This is a genomic window from Kitasatospora sp. NPDC058478 (assembly GCF_042720345.1).
In the GTDB taxonomy this organism is placed as follows: Bacteria; Actinomycetota; Actinomycetes; order Streptomycetales; family Streptomycetaceae; genus Kitasatospora.
Genome location: NZ_JBHXML010000022.1, coordinates 99,459 through 113,239, shown reverse-complemented (window position 1 = coordinate 113,239; position 13,781 = coordinate 99,459). Strand labels below are relative to the sequence as shown.

Here is a 13,781-nt window from a genome sequence, read left to right as displayed (position 1 = left end):
CCCAGGTGCCCCGGGCCCACGGCGTGCCGGCAGCGTCCGGAGGCCGGGCGGGCGAGCGCGGGGCGGCTCCCGCGCAGCGCCGTTTCCCCCGCGCGCATGCCTGTGACCTGCGCGTCAATCGGACATTGATTCACTTTTGATCGACTGTGAGCACCTTGGATGGGGCCGCTCCACCGGCTGGCCCCGCCCGCCCCACGACGTCGTGAAGAGAGTGCCATGCCGATCCATCTACTGCCTCAGCCGTCCCCCTCCGTGCCCGAGCAGGCGGGGTCCGGGGTCGACACCCGGGGCGCGGCCGTGCCCGTGCGGGCCGTCGGCGAGGAGCCGGTGACGGCCCGCTTCGCCGGACTGCGGCTGGTGCACGCCGCGCTGCGCCGGGACCTCGCCCGGCTGCCCAACGCCCTGCGGCTGCTCCAGCCCGGCGAGGACGACGCCGGCGAGGCGCTGCTGCGGCACTGGAGCTTCGTGACCGCGATGCTGACCTGCCACCACGAGCAGCAGGACAGCCGGATCTGGCCGATCGTGCGCCGCTTCGCCCCCGAGCTGCGGCTGCTGCTCAACTGGCTGGAGGCGGACCACCACAACCTCGACCACTCGTTCACCCGGGTCACCACGCTGGTGCGGATCGCCAGCCGGGACACCGGCAGCGCCTGGCCGGTGGCGTACGCGATGGAGGACCTGGCGGCCCGGCTGGAGACGCACCTGCGGATCGAGGAGCGCCAGTTGCTGCCCCGGATGGAGCGGGTGGTCCCGGAGGGCTCCCGGCTCGGCGGCCTGGGCGAGCTGATGGACCTGCTGCGCTCGGCGGACGGCCCGGGGACGGCGGACGCGCTGGCCTGGCTGCTGGAGGGCGTGGAACCGGCGCTGGTGGAGCGGCTGTTGGCCGAGTGCGACGACGACGTGGCCCGCAACTGGCCGCACTGGCAGGCCACCTACCAGCGCTGCATGGCGCCGCTGTGGGGCCCGGCCGGTGCGCTGGGCAGCGACCTGGGCGGTGTCGCCGACTGAGCGCCGGTCCTTTTCGCGGCCCGTCGATCTACGCGCGTGGCATACCCCTGAGGCATATGCCGAGCCTCTCCGGAATCCGACACCCGCAGTTCCAACTCCCCTCGTCCCCTAGGGGATTCGACCCATCGCCCTCGGGGTCGCGGCTGTTCGGGCGCTCCGGGGCCGGCCAGGGGGTGCGTACCGCCGACGGCCGATGGCGGGGCGCGTCCGGGCGCCTACCGTCGACGCCATGACCACAGCGAGCACCCCGAACTCCCACCGAACCCCTGCCCGGCGCCGTTTCGGGCCCGCCGTCCACCGCCGGGCGCTCCTCGCCGCCGGCGCCGTCCTGGCCCTCGGCGCCGGACTGACCGCCTGCGACGGCGGTGTCGCGCTCTGCCTCGACGACGACAGCTGCGACGTCGTCGTCCGCACCGACGGCGCCGACGCCTTCAAGACCCTCCAGGTCTTCGGCGGCGACCGCACCGTGAAGATGACGGTCGGCCACATCACCGACAGCACGGTCGAGGTGGCGGTCGGCGACGAACGGAAGACCGTCGGCAAGGGCGCCGAGACCGCCGTCGGCACGGCGAAGGTCACCCTGCGCAAGGCGGACAAGGGCGACCGCTACGCCGAACTGCACGTCACCCACGGCTGACATCGCCGGCCCGCCCGCCCGACGCCTCCCCGGCGCCTCCCCGGCGCCCGCTCAGGCCGTACCGACCGGCCGGGGGTGCGGCTCAGTCGGAGGCGAGCCGGAACTCCAGGTTCCCGAACCGGACCTGGTCGCCCGGCCGGACCCGCACCCCGCCCGCGATCCGGCGCCCGTTCACGTGCGTGCCGTTGGTCGAGCCCAGGTCGTACAGCATCCAGCCGCCGCCCTCGCGCCGCAGTTCGGCGTGCCGTCGGGACACCGAGGCGTCGTGCAGCCGCAGCCCCGAGCCGGGGAACCGACCGATCGTCAACTGCCCTGCCCCGGTCTCCGGCAGGCTCAGCCCGGGCAGCCGCTCGGTGCGCCAGGCCCGGCGCAGCCGGTCCCCGAACGCGGAGACCCGGCCGACCGTCCGCAGCAGGAAGCGCTCGACCGGGTTCCCGGTCGGCAGCCCGGTCATCGCCTCGTCCAACTCGCCCCGGCTGGTGGCGTGCAGGACGATCTCCATCCGGCCGAGGAAGGTGTCGTGCGACAGCCGTCCGCTGCCCGCTCCGTCCTTGAGCACCCCGAGCGCCTGGTCCCGTTCGGCGTCCGAGGGGCGGACCGCGCCGGAGGGCCGGACGGCGCCGGTGCGGAACTCAGGAGAGGTCATGGCCCGATTGTCGGCTCGGCCGGCTCGGACTGTCCAGATCACGCCGGGTGCCGGCGCACGGTGAGTACGTCACTGCACTCCAGACGCCCGGTGCGCCACCGCGGTTCCGGGCGGCCGGGTGCCTGGGTGCCGGGGTGGGCAGAGCGGGGGGGCAGGGGGTCAGCCCTTCCGGGCGGCCGCCAGGATCTTCTCGGTGGTGTGCAGGAACCGGGAGGTGACCGCACCCCGGTAGGCCTTGCCGAACAGTTCCCCGGTGACCCACTTGCCGTCCCGCAGGTGGACCACCACGTACGCGGCGCCCGGGTCGGCGCCGACCACCTCGTGGTCGCCCTTCGGCGAGAGACGGGGGACGGCGAGGTCGGCGGGCAGCGGCTCGGAGAGGAAGGCCACGACCAGCCGGACGTCGGGCGTCACTTCGACGCCCTTGAACGGCTCGGCGGCCAGCAGCGCGGCCACCTCGTCGACCGTCCGCAGCAGCGCGGGCACCGGGTAGCCGAGGGACCGCTCCAGGTGCTCCTCGATGCGCCGGGTGAGGGCGGCGCGGTCCGGCTCGTCGGTGGTGAAGAAGACGTTGCCGCTCTGGATGTAGGAGCGCACGCCCCCGAGCCCCAACTCGGCGAAGAGCGCCCGCAGCCGCTCCATCCGCACCGTCCGGCCGCCGACGTTGATCGCCCGCAGGAACGCGATGTACGTGGTCGTGGTGGTCACCCCGCCAGTCTGGCACCGGCCCCTGACACCCGGAGGTCGCCCCTGGCGCCCGGCGGTTGTCGGTGCCCGGTGCCAGACTGGCGCCATGGTCACCTGGCAGGATTTCGAGCAGCAGGCACCCGAGCTGGCCCCCCTCGTGCGGGCCCGGTTCGAAGCCGAGAAGCACCACGTCCTGGCGACGCTGCGCAAGGACGGTTCGCCCCGGGTGAGCGGTACGGAGGTCGGCTTCGTCGGCGCCGACCTGATGCTCGGGTCGATGTACGGCTCGGCCAAGGCGCGCGACCTCCAGCGGGACGCCCGCTTCGCGCTGCACGCCCACCCGGGGGACGAGACGATGGCCGGCGGGGACTCCAAGGTCTCCGGCCGCGCGGTCGAGATCACCGACGAGGCCGAACTGTCCGCCTACGCGGCCGATCTGCCCGAGCCGCCGCCGACCGCCTTCCACGCCTTCCGGCTGGACCTGGAGCAGGTGGTGCACACCGCCGTGGGGGAGGGCCACCTGTGGATCCTCAACTGGCACCCGGGCCGGCCGGTGCAGCGGATCCAACTGCACTGACCGGCCCCGGACGCCTCGGACACGTCGGAGGCTCCGGACGCGGCGCTGCTACGGCAGGACGGACTTGACCGCCTCGGGGGTCCGGGCCACGACGGCGTGGCCGTCGTCCGCGGTGATGATCGGGCGCTGGATCAGGATCGGGTGCTCGGCCATCGCCGCGATCCAGCGATCCCGGTCCGCCGGCTCCCGGGTCCACTTCCGCATCCCCAGGTCCTTGGCGACCTGCTCGTCGATGCGGGTGATGTCCCACGGCTCCAGGCCCAGCCGCTCCAGCACCTGCTCCAGCTCGGCCGCGGTCGGCGGGTCCTCCAGGTAGCGCCGCACGGTGTACTCGGCCCCGACGGCCTCCAGCTCGCCGAGCGCCGACCGACACTTGCCGCAGCGCGGGTTGATCCAGATCTCCATACCGGCAACCCTACCGAGCCGCCCGACGGCCGGGCGCCAACCCGCCCGGCCCGGCGCCCCCGCCGGACGCGCACCCGGGCCGGGCCGGGCGAGCCCCCGGCCCGGCCCGGTACCCCCGCCGGACGGGAACTCCGCTGCACCCTCCGGTGGTTCACGCAGCAGGAACGTGGCCTCTGGGAGGGGAGCACCGGATGGACGGCGCGGCGATCATCGAGGAACTGCTGACCAGCGAGGGCCGGGCCGACCCGTACCCGCTGTACGCGCGGGCACACGCGCTGGGCGCGGCGGTGCCCGCCGGGCCGGACACCTTCCTGGTGGCCGGCCACACCGCGGCCGACAAGGTGCTGCGCACCCCCGCCTTCGCCGTCGCGACCGCCGACATGATGGCGGAGCTGACCCCGGAATTCGCCGAGCACCCGTCGATGGCGCTGTTCGGCCGCTCGATCCTGCAGCGCAACGCGCCCGACCACCCCCGGGTCCGCTCGCTGATCGCCTCGGTCTTCACCGCCCGCCGGGTGGCCGCGCTGCGCCCGGCGGTGGAGGCGGCGGTCGCCGGGCTGCTGGACGAGATGGCCGAGCAGGGCGCCGACGGCTCGCCGGTGGACTTCATGGACGCCTTCGCCTTCCGGCTGCCGGTCGGGGTGATCTGCGAACTGCTCGGCGTCCCCGAGCAGGACCGCTACCGCTTCCGCGACCTCGCCTCCGACCTCACCGTCGCCCTGGAGTTCATCGACGACCGCTCCGAGCTCACCAAGGCTGACCAGGCTGCCGACGAACTGGCCGGCTACTTCACCGAGCTGGCCGCCGAGCGCCTCGCCCGCCCGCAGGACGACCTGGTCACCGACCTGGCCCGGATCGCCGCCGACGACCCGGAGCGGCTGCCCGCCCGGGAGCTGCTGGCCAACCTGGTACTGCTGCTGGTGGCCGGCTTCGAGACCACCACCAACCTGCTCGGCAACGGCCTGGCCCTGCTGTTCCGCCACCCGGAGGCGGCCGCCGGGCTGCGCAGCGGCGCGATCACCCCGGCGGGCTTCACCGACGAGGTGCTGCGCTTCGACTCCCCGGTCCAGCTCACCTCCCGGGTGGCGCTGGCCGAGGGGCTGGCCGTCGACGGGCTGCCCGTGCCGGTCGGCAACGTGGCGCTCCTGCTGCTCGGCGCGGCCAACCACGACCCGGCCCGGTACGACCGTCCGGAGGTGTTCGACCCGACCCGGCGGGACAGCCAGCCGCTGAGCTTCGGCGGCGGCCCGCACTACTGCCTGGGCGCCCAGCTGGCCCGGCTGGAGGCCGAGGTCGCGGTGCCCGCCCTGCTCGACCGCTTCCCCCGGCTCGCCCCGGGCGGCGTGCCGGCCCGGCGGGACCGCCTGGTCCTGCGGGGCTTCGAGACCCTGCCGGTGATCGTCCGCTGACGACCCTCTCGCCGCTGACCGCCAGTCGGCCCGCCCGCCCGCCCCGCCCGCCGGCCGGGGCGGGTTCCGTCACCGTCCGTCGACCGGCCCTGACGCCCCGCTTCCGGGCCCGGTCGGCCCCGGAAACCGGGACGTTCGGCCATTCGTGGCCGGGTCCTCCGTAGGAGAGCATGGAGGGACGAACCGGTCATACCGGACCGGTCGGGCAGGAGGACTCCACCGTGCCCGTAGCACCCCGCCCGCAGCATCCGGCGGCCGTGGAACCCCGGGCACCGCGCTGGGTGCCCTGGCTGCCGGTGCTCCTGCTGCTGCTCGACCTGGCCGCCGAGGCGATCGTCCCGGACGCGGTCGCGGCCGGCTTCCTGCTGACCGCGCTGCCCGTGGTGGCGGCGTTCAGCTACGGCCCGGCGCTGACCGCCACCACCACGGTCGGCGCCCTGGCGCTGCAACTGGTGCTGGCCGTGCGGGCGGGCCACATCAACGAGCAGCACCACGTCTGGGTCTACATCGCCACGCTGCTCTCCGGGGTGATGGGCACCGCCCTGTCCTGGCAGCGGACCCGGCAGAACCGCACCCTGCTGCACGCCCGTACCGTCGCCGAGACCCTGCAGCGCACCGTGCTGCGCCCGGTGCCCGAGCGGGCGGGCGGCCTGCGGGTGGCCGGCCTCTACCGCCCGGCCCAGGCCGAGGTCCTGGTCGGCGGGGACCTGTACGAGGTGTGCGACACCCGCTTCGGCGTCCGGGTGCTGCTCGGCGACGTCCGCGGCAAGGGCCTCGGCGCCGTCCGTACGGTGGCCGACGTGCTCGGCGCCTTCCGGGCGACCGCCCACGACACCCCCGACCTGGTCGACCTCGCCGACCAGCTGGACCGTGCCGTCCTGCGCGACGCCGCCGACCGGGGCGACGACGAGCTGTTCGTCACCGCCGTCCTGCTGCAGTACCGGCCGGGCTCCGACTGCGTGGAGATCGTCAACCGGGGCCACACCACCCCGCTGCTGCTCACCGAGCACACCATCACCCCGGTGTCCTGCGCGGACGAGCTCCCGCTCGGCCTCGCCCACCTCGGGCCCCCCGACGAGCGCGGCAAGCCGACCGCCGTCGCCCTGCCCCCGGGCCACACCGTCCTGCTCTACACCGACGGCGTGAGCGAGGCCCGCGACGCCACCGGCGCCTTCTACCCGCTGGCCCCCCGGCTGGCCGCCCTCGGCACCACCTCGCCCGACCGGCTGGTCTCCTTCCTGGCCCAGGACGTCCACGAGTACGCCGGCCTGCTCGCCGACGACCTCGCCGTCCTGGCGCTCACCCCGGAGCGCCCGTAGGCCTTCCCCGGGTGAACTCCCGCAGCCCGAGCCCCCGGTTCCAGCCCTGCCCGCCTGCCTGCCCGCCTGCCCGCTTCCGACAACGCGCCAGTGGCGCCGCTGGGGGCGGCGCCACTGGTGTCGGTCGGGTGTTCAGTTGTCCGTCGTCGGTGTCAGCTGTGTCGTCCGGGTCGGCGGTAGACCATCGCGCACAGCGCCACACCGCCCAGGACGGCGAGAGCGCCGAGGGCTGCGATCAACGCGTCGGGCGCCGAGCTGCCGGTGTTGGGCAGCGTCCCGCCGCTCGCCGACGGGCTCGCGCTGTGGGTCGGGCCGGCGGTCGGGGTCGTACTGCCGGACGGGGTCGCGGTCGGCGAGGGGGACGCCGACGGCGTCGGCGAGGGCGAGGACGTCGGCGACGGGGACGGGGACGGGGACGACGTCGGGGACGGCGAGGAGGACGGCGACGGGGAAGGGGAAGGCGACGGTGACCCGGTGGGGGTGGTCGGCAGGATCACGCCCATGTCGAGGTCGAGGTCGCGCTGCCCTCCGCTGAGCGTGACGGTCTGGGTGATGCCGGTGGCCGGGTCGGCGTCCGAGTCCTTGGCCGGATCGGTGCCGACGCCCCGCTTGGTGACGGTGGCGCCGGCGGGCAGGGTGGACAGGTCGAACTGCACCGCGTAGCTGCCGTCGGGCAGGTGGTCGAAGAGGTAGTGGCCGTTCTGGTCGGTCACCGTGGTGACCGGCTTGCCGTTCTTGTCGCGGACGGGCTGGCCGTTGCCGTCGAGCAGCTTCACGGTGACGCCGGCGATGCCCGGGTCGCCGGGCTTCTGGATGCCGGAGCCGTCCACGTCCTGCCAGACGAAGTCGCCGAGCGCGTTGTCGGAGGGCTTGATCTGCTTGACGGCGACGCCGACCTTGGCCGGCTCGGCGGGCAGCAGTTGGCGGCCGCCGGCGTCGGTGGCGGTGAAGGCGAAGCTGTTCCAGGCGTACTCCCCGTCGGGGGCGTCCACCGAGGCGACCATGGGCCAGGTCAGGGTGAAGGCCTCGCCGGAGGCCAGGCTGCCGGGGCGGCGGACCCGGAACCAGGTGGCCGTTCCCGGGCCGGGGAAGGTGCTGCTCCAGGTGGCGCCGGCGTTGCAGCCGGTCCGGTTGACCAGGGCGGCGTCGACGCACGGGTTGGGGTCGGTGGTGTACTCGACCCCCACGGTCGGGTCGCTGGTGGTGATCGGCTGGCTCAGCGACGGGGTCCAGGCGCTGCCGCGCGGAGCGTCCTGGGTGAGGACGTAGTTGTCGCCCGGGGTGGGGAGCCTGTCGTAGGCGATGAAGTCGGTGACCGGGTCGGGGGAGTCGTTGCGGACGGTCATCCGGTAGGAGATCCGGCCGCCGGGGGTGGCGCTGCCGATGCTGACGTAGTCGGCGTCCAGGTCGCCCATGACCTCCTTGTACGAGCGCAGCACGCTCGGCACGTCCACCTGGATCCGGGAGGAGTCGTGGCACATGAGCTCGGAGGTGTCGCCGTTGCCGTTGAGGTCCAGCAGGTCCGGGACACCGCTGTCGGAGCCGGAGAACATGCAGGCGACCGGCGCGGTCGGGTGGTCGACGGTGACGTAGAGGTCGTTGGTCAGCTCGCCGGAGCGGATGCTGCTGGCGACCTGGACGTCGAAGAGCATCCGGTAGGCCAGCGCGTCGTGCAGGTACATCATGTCGGGCGCGCCGGGCGGCCATTCCATCCGGACGATCTGGCGGCCGTCCGGGCCGGGGGTGACGGTGATCGACTGGGGGGCCTTGGCGTCCGGGTAGGCCGGGTCGGGCCGGGCCGAGCCCTCGACGTAGACGACACCGGCCGGGAGCACGTCGTACAGCACGAGCGGGCGGGTCAGGTCGCGACCGCTGCGGTTGTACGGGATCACCTGGAAGGTCGCCATGCCGCCGGGCGCGGAGAGCTCGCCGGCGACGGTGGTCTTGGCCGCGCCGAGGTTGGTGGCGGCGGTGACGGTGGTCGAGGCGCAGGCGTTGGCGGCGGAGGTGCTGGTGCCGTCGCCGGCGGTGGTGTCCAGACAGTTGGTCAGCGGGCTGGGGGCCGGGCGCCCGTCGTGGCCGGGGGTGACGACCTGGGCGATCACCTGCACCGAGTTGCCCGGGCTCCAACCGGTCGGGATGGGGCCGTCCCAGGTGAACCTGAGGCCGTCGAGCCGGCGGCCGGCCGGGATGCCCAGCTCGTCGCGGGCCGGGTCGCCGGCGCCCTGGACGAAGGTGATCCGGCGGGTGCTGGAGCCGTCCAGCGGGCTGGACGGGCTGAAGGTCAGCCAGGTCGGGTCGCCGTCGAGGCGGTACTGCAGGGTGAGCCCGATGCTGGTCGGGTTCCACGGCTCCAGCTGGAGGGACTGCGGGAAGAGCCAGTTGTACAGGCCGTCGGTGGTGCCGGCGCCGGGGTCGGTCATGGTCAGGCTGGTGGCCGGGCCGGAGGTGTTGGTGGCCGACAGGCTGAAGGAGTTGATGTCACCGGAGGTGACGCCGTCGCGCCACACCTTGCTGGCGGTCACCGTCACACCGGTGGCCGGGGGCCGGAACTGGCCGGTGGTGGTGCCGGCGGTGTCGAGCTTGCGTTCGGCGTCCGGCCCGATCGGGTCGCCGTACAGGTCCACGGTGTTGTCGGAGGTCGTCCCGTCCGGGAAGTCGGCCTCCGGGTAGTTGACGACCAGCACGCCCGGCAGCCGGCAGCCGCCGCGGCCGTTGCCGGAGCGGAACTCCCCGATGTCGTAGCCCCAGGTGTTGGGGCCGGGCGCGACCTGGCTCCAGCCGGGCGAGCGGCCGGTGTCCACCACGGCGCCGGGCGGCAGGGTGTCCAGCAGCCGGCTGGTGTCCAGGTCGACGTTGGGCACCAGGTCGGTGGCGCAGGCGCTGAACTGGTAGGTGACGGTGCGCCCGTCGCCGCTGGAGGTCTGGATGCCCTTGGTCACCGTGTACTGCGGCTGCACCTGGGCCTTGGTGTCGGCGGAGGCGGTCTGGCTGGGCTCACCGGTGGCCGTCATGGTGGCCGAGTTGGTGGAGGCCGCCCCGTCGGGGGTGGTGAAGTTCGGGTACTTCATCGTCACCGTGATGGTGGCGGTGGTGCCCGGACTGAGGTCCTTGAGCCTGATGTCCATGGCGCCGCCCATCGCCCCCGCGGCGGGCACGGTGGAGGCGGCCTGGTCCACCGACGAGGGGTCGGGCGTCCAGCCGACGAACTGCATGTTCGACGGCAGGGTGTCGGCGATCCGCCCGTTGGTGCACTCGGTGATGGAGCAGGTGTACCGGAGGGTGTAGGTGACGTTCTCCCCCGGGGAGGCGGTCGCCTTGTCGACGGTTTTGGTGAAAGAGATCGCGGCCTGGGCCGGCGGCGCCAGCACGCTGCTGCCGAGCAGCGAACCGGCCAGCAGGGCCAGCACCGAGGCGATCCGCCCGGTCCGGAAGTGAATGCGCATCTGGGAAGTTCATCCGACCGCCCGACCGTCCTTCCCCCGACGCAACGCACACCCCCCCCACTTCCACCCGATCGGCCGCACCCGCCGACAGGGCCCCGTCGCGCCCGAGAAGAGCGCGACGGGGCCCTGAACAGGCTCCATGCCCGCACCGGCAACCGCGATTTAGAGGTCGTAGTGCAGCTCGAAAATGCCTCTGACCTGCGCAAATGATGGTCGCATGGAAGATCATTTCACAACCAGTGCACACGCGGGGGCTTCGACGGATGAGATGAGTCGAGAAGTGCGGGGCAGTGACGAGGGATCACGTTGGCTGGTCGCTGCAGGGCGCTACGCAGTGCTACCGAACTTCGAACCGGCTCGTATGCGCCGTCCACATTGCTCGCGTCATCCAGTGCCTCTGTGTTGAGGCGAAACGCCGGAATGCCGACCTCTCGAGGGTGTCAACCGGGGGAGGTCGGCATTGGCGTTCTTGCCGCGGCGACCAGCGGCTCTGCTCGGTCCTACTCGGTCCGCAGCGCGGTGGCGGTCCGCGACCGGGCCGCCCAGCCGGCCGGCAGCAGTGCCCCGAGCAGGGCGATCACGATCCCGCCGGCCAGCAGGGGGATGAGCAGCCCGGCGGTGTAGGTGTGGGTCACGCTCGGCGGCAGGTGCCGGCCGATCGCGTTCCCCATCGGGTTCAGCGTCGCCTTCTCCACCGCGACCCCGAGCGGGACCCCGATCAGCCCGGCGATCAGGCCGGTGAGTGTCACCGAGGTCAGGACCATCGCGATGGTCTGCTTGGGTGTCATCCCGAGGGCCTTGAGGATCCCCAGATCATGGACCCGCTCCCGGGTGTCCTGCACCACCATGCTCAGCACCCCGACCGCGGCGACCGCGATCATCATCAGCGTGAGCGTGGCCACCAGGGCGCTCATGGTGAGCATCACGATGTTCTTGCCCGAGCTCGAGTTCGACTGGACCGAGGCGTTCAGCGGGGTCAGCGCGGCGGCGGCCGAGGTGGACCAGTCCGATCCGTTGACGTTGTCGGTCAGCTCGACGTTGAACTGGTCGATGTGCGGGGGCAGACCGGCGGCGGTGAAGGTGGCCGCGTCCGTCATGACGGTGTAGTCGCCCTGGTTGGTGTCGAAGTTGATGCCGACGACCTTCAGCGGCAGTTGCTTGTTCTGCTGCGTCACGGTGACGTCGTCACCGACGTGGATCCCCGCCGTCGTGGCCAGCTTGTCGCCGACCACGGCCTCGCCGGGCGCCGAGTACCAGCGGCCGGACACCAGCTCCAGGTGCGTCCAGGAGAAGTCGCCGGTGACCGTGAACACCTTCGGCGGTTCGCCGCCGGGCGGAGCGCCGACCATGGCCGCGCCGCTTTCGCCCCAGCCGAACGCGGCCTTCGTGCCCGGGATTCCGGCGAGCGCGGCGGCCACCTCGGCGGCGTCCAGGTGCGGGGTGCGCGGGTCGTTGGGGCCGTAGAGACCCCAGGGCACGCCCACGTCGGCTGTGGGTATCACGATCTCCGACGCGACGTTGAAGCCTGAGGTGCTGGCGTCCAGGTACTTGTTGAACCCGGTCCCCAGCCCCACCGCGAACGTGGCACTCACCACGCCGAACAGCACCGCCGTACCGACCAGTACGGCCCGGGCCGGCCGGGCGAACGGCTGGGCCAGCCCCAGCGACATGGCCCGGGGCAGCGGCAGCCGCGAGGCCAGACGCTGCGCCGCCTGACCGCCCCCGGCCTTGGGGGCGCGGCCGACCACCAGGGCCCGCACCGTCGACATCCGGCCGGCTCGCAGTGCCGGGATCAAAGCTGTGACGCCGACGGTCAGCAGGGTGCCCAGCGACACCACGGCGCTGACCCACAACGGAATCGTGGTACGGGCCGCGCCGAGCTGCTTGGTGGCCCCGTCCAGGATCGGCACAGCCAGGAGGTTGCCGAAAACCGTGCCGAGCACCACGCCGAGTGTCGCCGGGATCATGGCCTGCGCGGTGTAGGCGCGGGCCACCTGCGAAGGGGTGAAGCCCAACGACTTCAGAATCCCGATGCGCCGGATTCCCGAGGCCACAGCCCCGCTGACCACGATCGAGATGATCAGCACCGACATGAACAGCCCGAGGATCCCGAAGCCGATCAGGAACGGCACGTAGGCCTTGGCGTTGCCGGTCGCCTGCTGCTCCGTGGTCAGGTACGACTGTCCGCCCTCGACCGCGCCGGCCGGCGCGGCGGCGGCCACCGCCTGCTTGTCGGTGGCGATGTCGGTGGCGGTCCCGGCCTCGGCGAACCGGTAGAGCATCTGCTCGTCGGACTTGGCACCGGCGGCGGTGAGCCGCGCGAAACCGTCGGCGGTGGCGAAGGCGGTCGCGCTGTCGGTCACCGAGCCGCCGAAGCCGACGACCTTGAACGACGGCTTGCCCGGCAGGGAGGAGAACACCACTGAACTGCCGAAGCAGTCGGTGGCGTAGTGCTGCCACGGCAGGGCGATCTCGTCCGGGCTCGTCGGCCAGCGCCCCTGGGTCAGCGCCAGTTGGTCCATCCCGGAGGTGCTGCCCAGGTCGGGCCGGGTGGTGACGGTGATCGGATGGTTGTCAGTACCGGCGAAATCGTTCTTGGGGCAGTCCGTGCCGATGGTTGTGTCCAGGGCGGCGGCGACCGGGTACGGCCCGGCCGCCTCGGTGACGCCGGCGGCGTGCGCGGTGGCGGTGGCCTGCGCGGCCGTGACCTTCGAACTGTCGAACTGGACCGCCAGGTGCGCCCCGTTCCGGGCACTGAAAGCGTGCTCGAACGGGGCCTGCACGACAGTCAGCAGACCGAGGGAGAGTACTGAGGACGTCACCGCGGCGAACGTGGTCAGGGCCATGACGATGGACTGGACCCGACGGCGGCCCACGCCGGAACGTACGACCTTGCCCAGGGCGCTCACCGGACCGCTCCCGCCGAGCTGTTGACGGTGGCGCCGCCGGCGGTGTTGACCACGTCCCGCTCGACCGCGCCGTCCACCAACTCGATCGTGCGGCGCGCGGTGCTCGCGGCCAACTGCACGTCGTGGGTGACCAGCAGGATGGTCTGGCCATCGCTGTTCAGCTCCAGCAGCAGCTGGCGCACGTCCTCGGCCGAGCTCGAGTCCAGGGCGCCGGTCGGCTCATCGGCCAGCAGCAGCGCCGGCTCGTTCATCAGGGCCCTGGCCACCGCCACCCGCTGCCGTTGCCCGCCGGACAGCCGCTGCGGATAGGCATTGACATGCCGGTCGATGTCCAGCGAGCCGAGCAGCTCGACGGCCCGCCGCTGCGCTTCGCGCTTGCCCATCCCGGCCAGCTGCGCCGGAACCATGACGTTGTCCAATACGGTCAGGTCGTCCAGCAGGTTGAAGAACTGGAAGATCATGCCGATGGAGGCCCGGCGGTACTTCGCCGAACCGGCCTCGCCGAGCTGGTCGACGCGGGTGCCGTCGACGGTCACGGTGCCACTGGAAGGCTTGTCCAGACCCGCGATCAGGTTCAGCAGCGTGGACTTGCCACTGCCGGAATGGCCGAGGATCGCCACGCACTCACCAGCCGCCACGGACAAGGTGACGCCGGCCAGTGCGGGCGGGCCGTCGTCGTACTTCTTCGTCGCGTCGCGGAGGTCGATCATCGGTGCATTCGTCATGGCCATGAACCTA

Annotated in this window: 11 protein-coding genes; 5 read left to right on the top strand and 6 right to left on the bottom strand. The window is 72.8% G+C overall.

The genetic code is table 11. The features are described 5' to 3' along the window. Positions 1-216 precede the first annotated feature (216 nt). Both ACFWPT_RS14835 and ACFWPT_RS14830 read left to right on the top strand, forming a co-directional pair. On the top strand, positions 217-1,008 hold the full coding sequence (locus tag ACFWPT_RS14835; protein WP_159398408.1) for a hemerythrin domain-containing protein: 792 nt from the start codon (positions 217-219) through the stop codon (positions 1,006-1,008). 229 nt (positions 1,009-1,237) lie between these two features. Continuing rightward, on the top strand, positions 1,238-1,645 hold the full coding sequence (locus ACFWPT_RS14830) for a hypothetical protein (RefSeq protein ID WP_063347334.1): 408 nt from the start codon (positions 1,238-1,240) through the stop codon (positions 1,643-1,645). Between the two features lie 82 nt (positions 1,646-1,727). Here ACFWPT_RS14830 and ACFWPT_RS14825 read toward each other — a convergent pair whose 3' ends face one another. Beyond that, positions 1,728-2,291, bottom strand: coding sequence for an FHA domain-containing protein (locus tag ACFWPT_RS14825; RefSeq protein ID WP_380482057.1), 564 nt, complete (start codon positions 2,289-2,291; stop codon positions 1,728-1,730). 159 nt (positions 2,292-2,450) lie between these two features. Further along, the gene (locus tag ACFWPT_RS14820; RefSeq protein WP_244293337.1) at positions 2,451-2,999 is read right to left on the bottom strand and encodes a DUF1697 domain-containing protein; all 549 of its coding nucleotides are present in this window, start codon (positions 2,997-2,999) and stop codon (positions 2,451-2,453) included. Positions 3,000-3,084: 85 nt separating this feature from the next. Between ACFWPT_RS14820 and ACFWPT_RS14815 the strand changes: the two genes are divergently transcribed. Next, on the top strand, positions 3,085-3,555 hold the full coding sequence (locus tag ACFWPT_RS14815) for a pyridoxamine 5'-phosphate oxidase family protein (RefSeq protein WP_380336642.1): 471 nt from the start codon (positions 3,085-3,087) through the stop codon (positions 3,553-3,555). A 48-nt stretch (positions 3,556-3,603) separates the two neighbouring features. Here the strand turns inward: ACFWPT_RS14815 and ACFWPT_RS14810 are convergent, their stop codons facing one another. Continuing rightward, positions 3,604-3,960: an arsenate reductase family protein gene (locus ACFWPT_RS14810; RefSeq protein WP_380374634.1), complete on the bottom strand. Its 357-nt coding sequence runs from the start codon at positions 3,958-3,960 to the stop codon at positions 3,604-3,606. 191 nt (positions 3,961-4,151) lie between these two features. On the opposite strand from ACFWPT_RS14810, the gene ACFWPT_RS14805 reads away from it, so the two are divergent. Then, positions 4,152-5,369 carry a cytochrome P450 gene (locus ACFWPT_RS14805; protein WP_380482054.1) on the top strand — a complete coding sequence of 406 codons (1,218 nt, stop codon included), beginning with the start codon at positions 4,152-4,154 and terminating at the stop codon, positions 5,367-5,369. Between the two features lie 221 nt (positions 5,370-5,590). Next, positions 5,591-6,688 carry a PP2C family protein-serine/threonine phosphatase gene (locus tag ACFWPT_RS14800; protein WP_363372140.1) on the top strand — a complete coding sequence of 366 codons (1,098 nt, stop codon included), beginning with the start codon at positions 5,591-5,593 and terminating at the stop codon, positions 6,686-6,688. A gap of 152 nt (positions 6,689-6,840) precedes the next feature. Here ACFWPT_RS14800 and ACFWPT_RS14795 read toward each other — a convergent pair whose 3' ends face one another. The 3 genes from ACFWPT_RS14795 to ACFWPT_RS14785 all read right to left on the bottom strand — a co-directional run bounded on the left by ACFWPT_RS14795 (position 6,841) and on the right by ACFWPT_RS14785 (position 13,753). Further along, entirely contained in the window at positions 6,841-10,134 is a 3,294-nt protein-coding gene (locus ACFWPT_RS14795) for an SdrD B-like domain-containing protein (RefSeq protein ID WP_380482052.1), read from the bottom strand. A 500-nt stretch (positions 10,135-10,634) separates the two neighbouring features. Continuing rightward, positions 10,635-13,043 carry an ABC transporter permease gene (locus ACFWPT_RS14790; RefSeq protein WP_380482050.1) on the bottom strand — a complete coding sequence of 803 codons (2,409 nt, stop codon included), beginning with the start codon at positions 13,041-13,043 and terminating at the stop codon, positions 10,635-10,637. Next, a complete protein-coding gene (locus ACFWPT_RS14785; protein WP_380336604.1) occupies positions 13,040-13,753 on the bottom strand; it encodes an ABC transporter ATP-binding protein in 714 nt (237 codons plus the stop codon). Before ACFWPT_RS14785 ends, ACFWPT_RS14790 begins: the two co-directional genes overlap by 4 nt. Positions 13,754-13,781 lie beyond the last annotated feature (28 nt).

Bases quoted from the DNA above. Each gene is read 5' to 3' on its own strand.
- ACFWPT_RS14825 (WP_380482057.1), bottom strand. From the start codon at position 2,291: ATGACCTCTCCTGAGTTCCGCACCGGCGCCGTCCGGCCCTCCGGCGCG.
- ACFWPT_RS14795 (WP_380482052.1), bottom strand. From the start codon at position 10,134: ATGCGCATTCACTTCCGGACCGGGCGGATCGCCTCGGTGCTGGCCCTG.
- ACFWPT_RS14835 (WP_159398408.1), top strand. From the start codon at position 217: ATGCCGATCCATCTACTGCCTCAGCCGTCCCCCTCCGTGCCCGAGCAG.
- ACFWPT_RS14815 (WP_380336642.1), top strand. From the start codon at position 3,085: ATGGTCACCTGGCAGGATTTCGAGCAGCAGGCACCCGAGCTGGCCCCC.
- ACFWPT_RS14785 (WP_380336604.1), bottom strand. From the start codon at position 13,753: ATGATCGACCTCCGCGACGCGACGAAGAAGTACGACGACGGCCCGCCC.
- ACFWPT_RS14830 (WP_063347334.1), top strand. From the start codon at position 1,238: ATGACCACAGCGAGCACCCCGAACTCCCACCGAACCCCTGCCCGGCGC.
- ACFWPT_RS14805 (WP_380482054.1), top strand. From the start codon at position 4,152: ATGGACGGCGCGGCGATCATCGAGGAACTGCTGACCAGCGAGGGCCGG.
- ACFWPT_RS14810 (WP_380374634.1), bottom strand. From the start codon at position 3,960: ATGGAGATCTGGATCAACCCGCGCTGCGGCAAGTGTCGGTCGGCGCTC.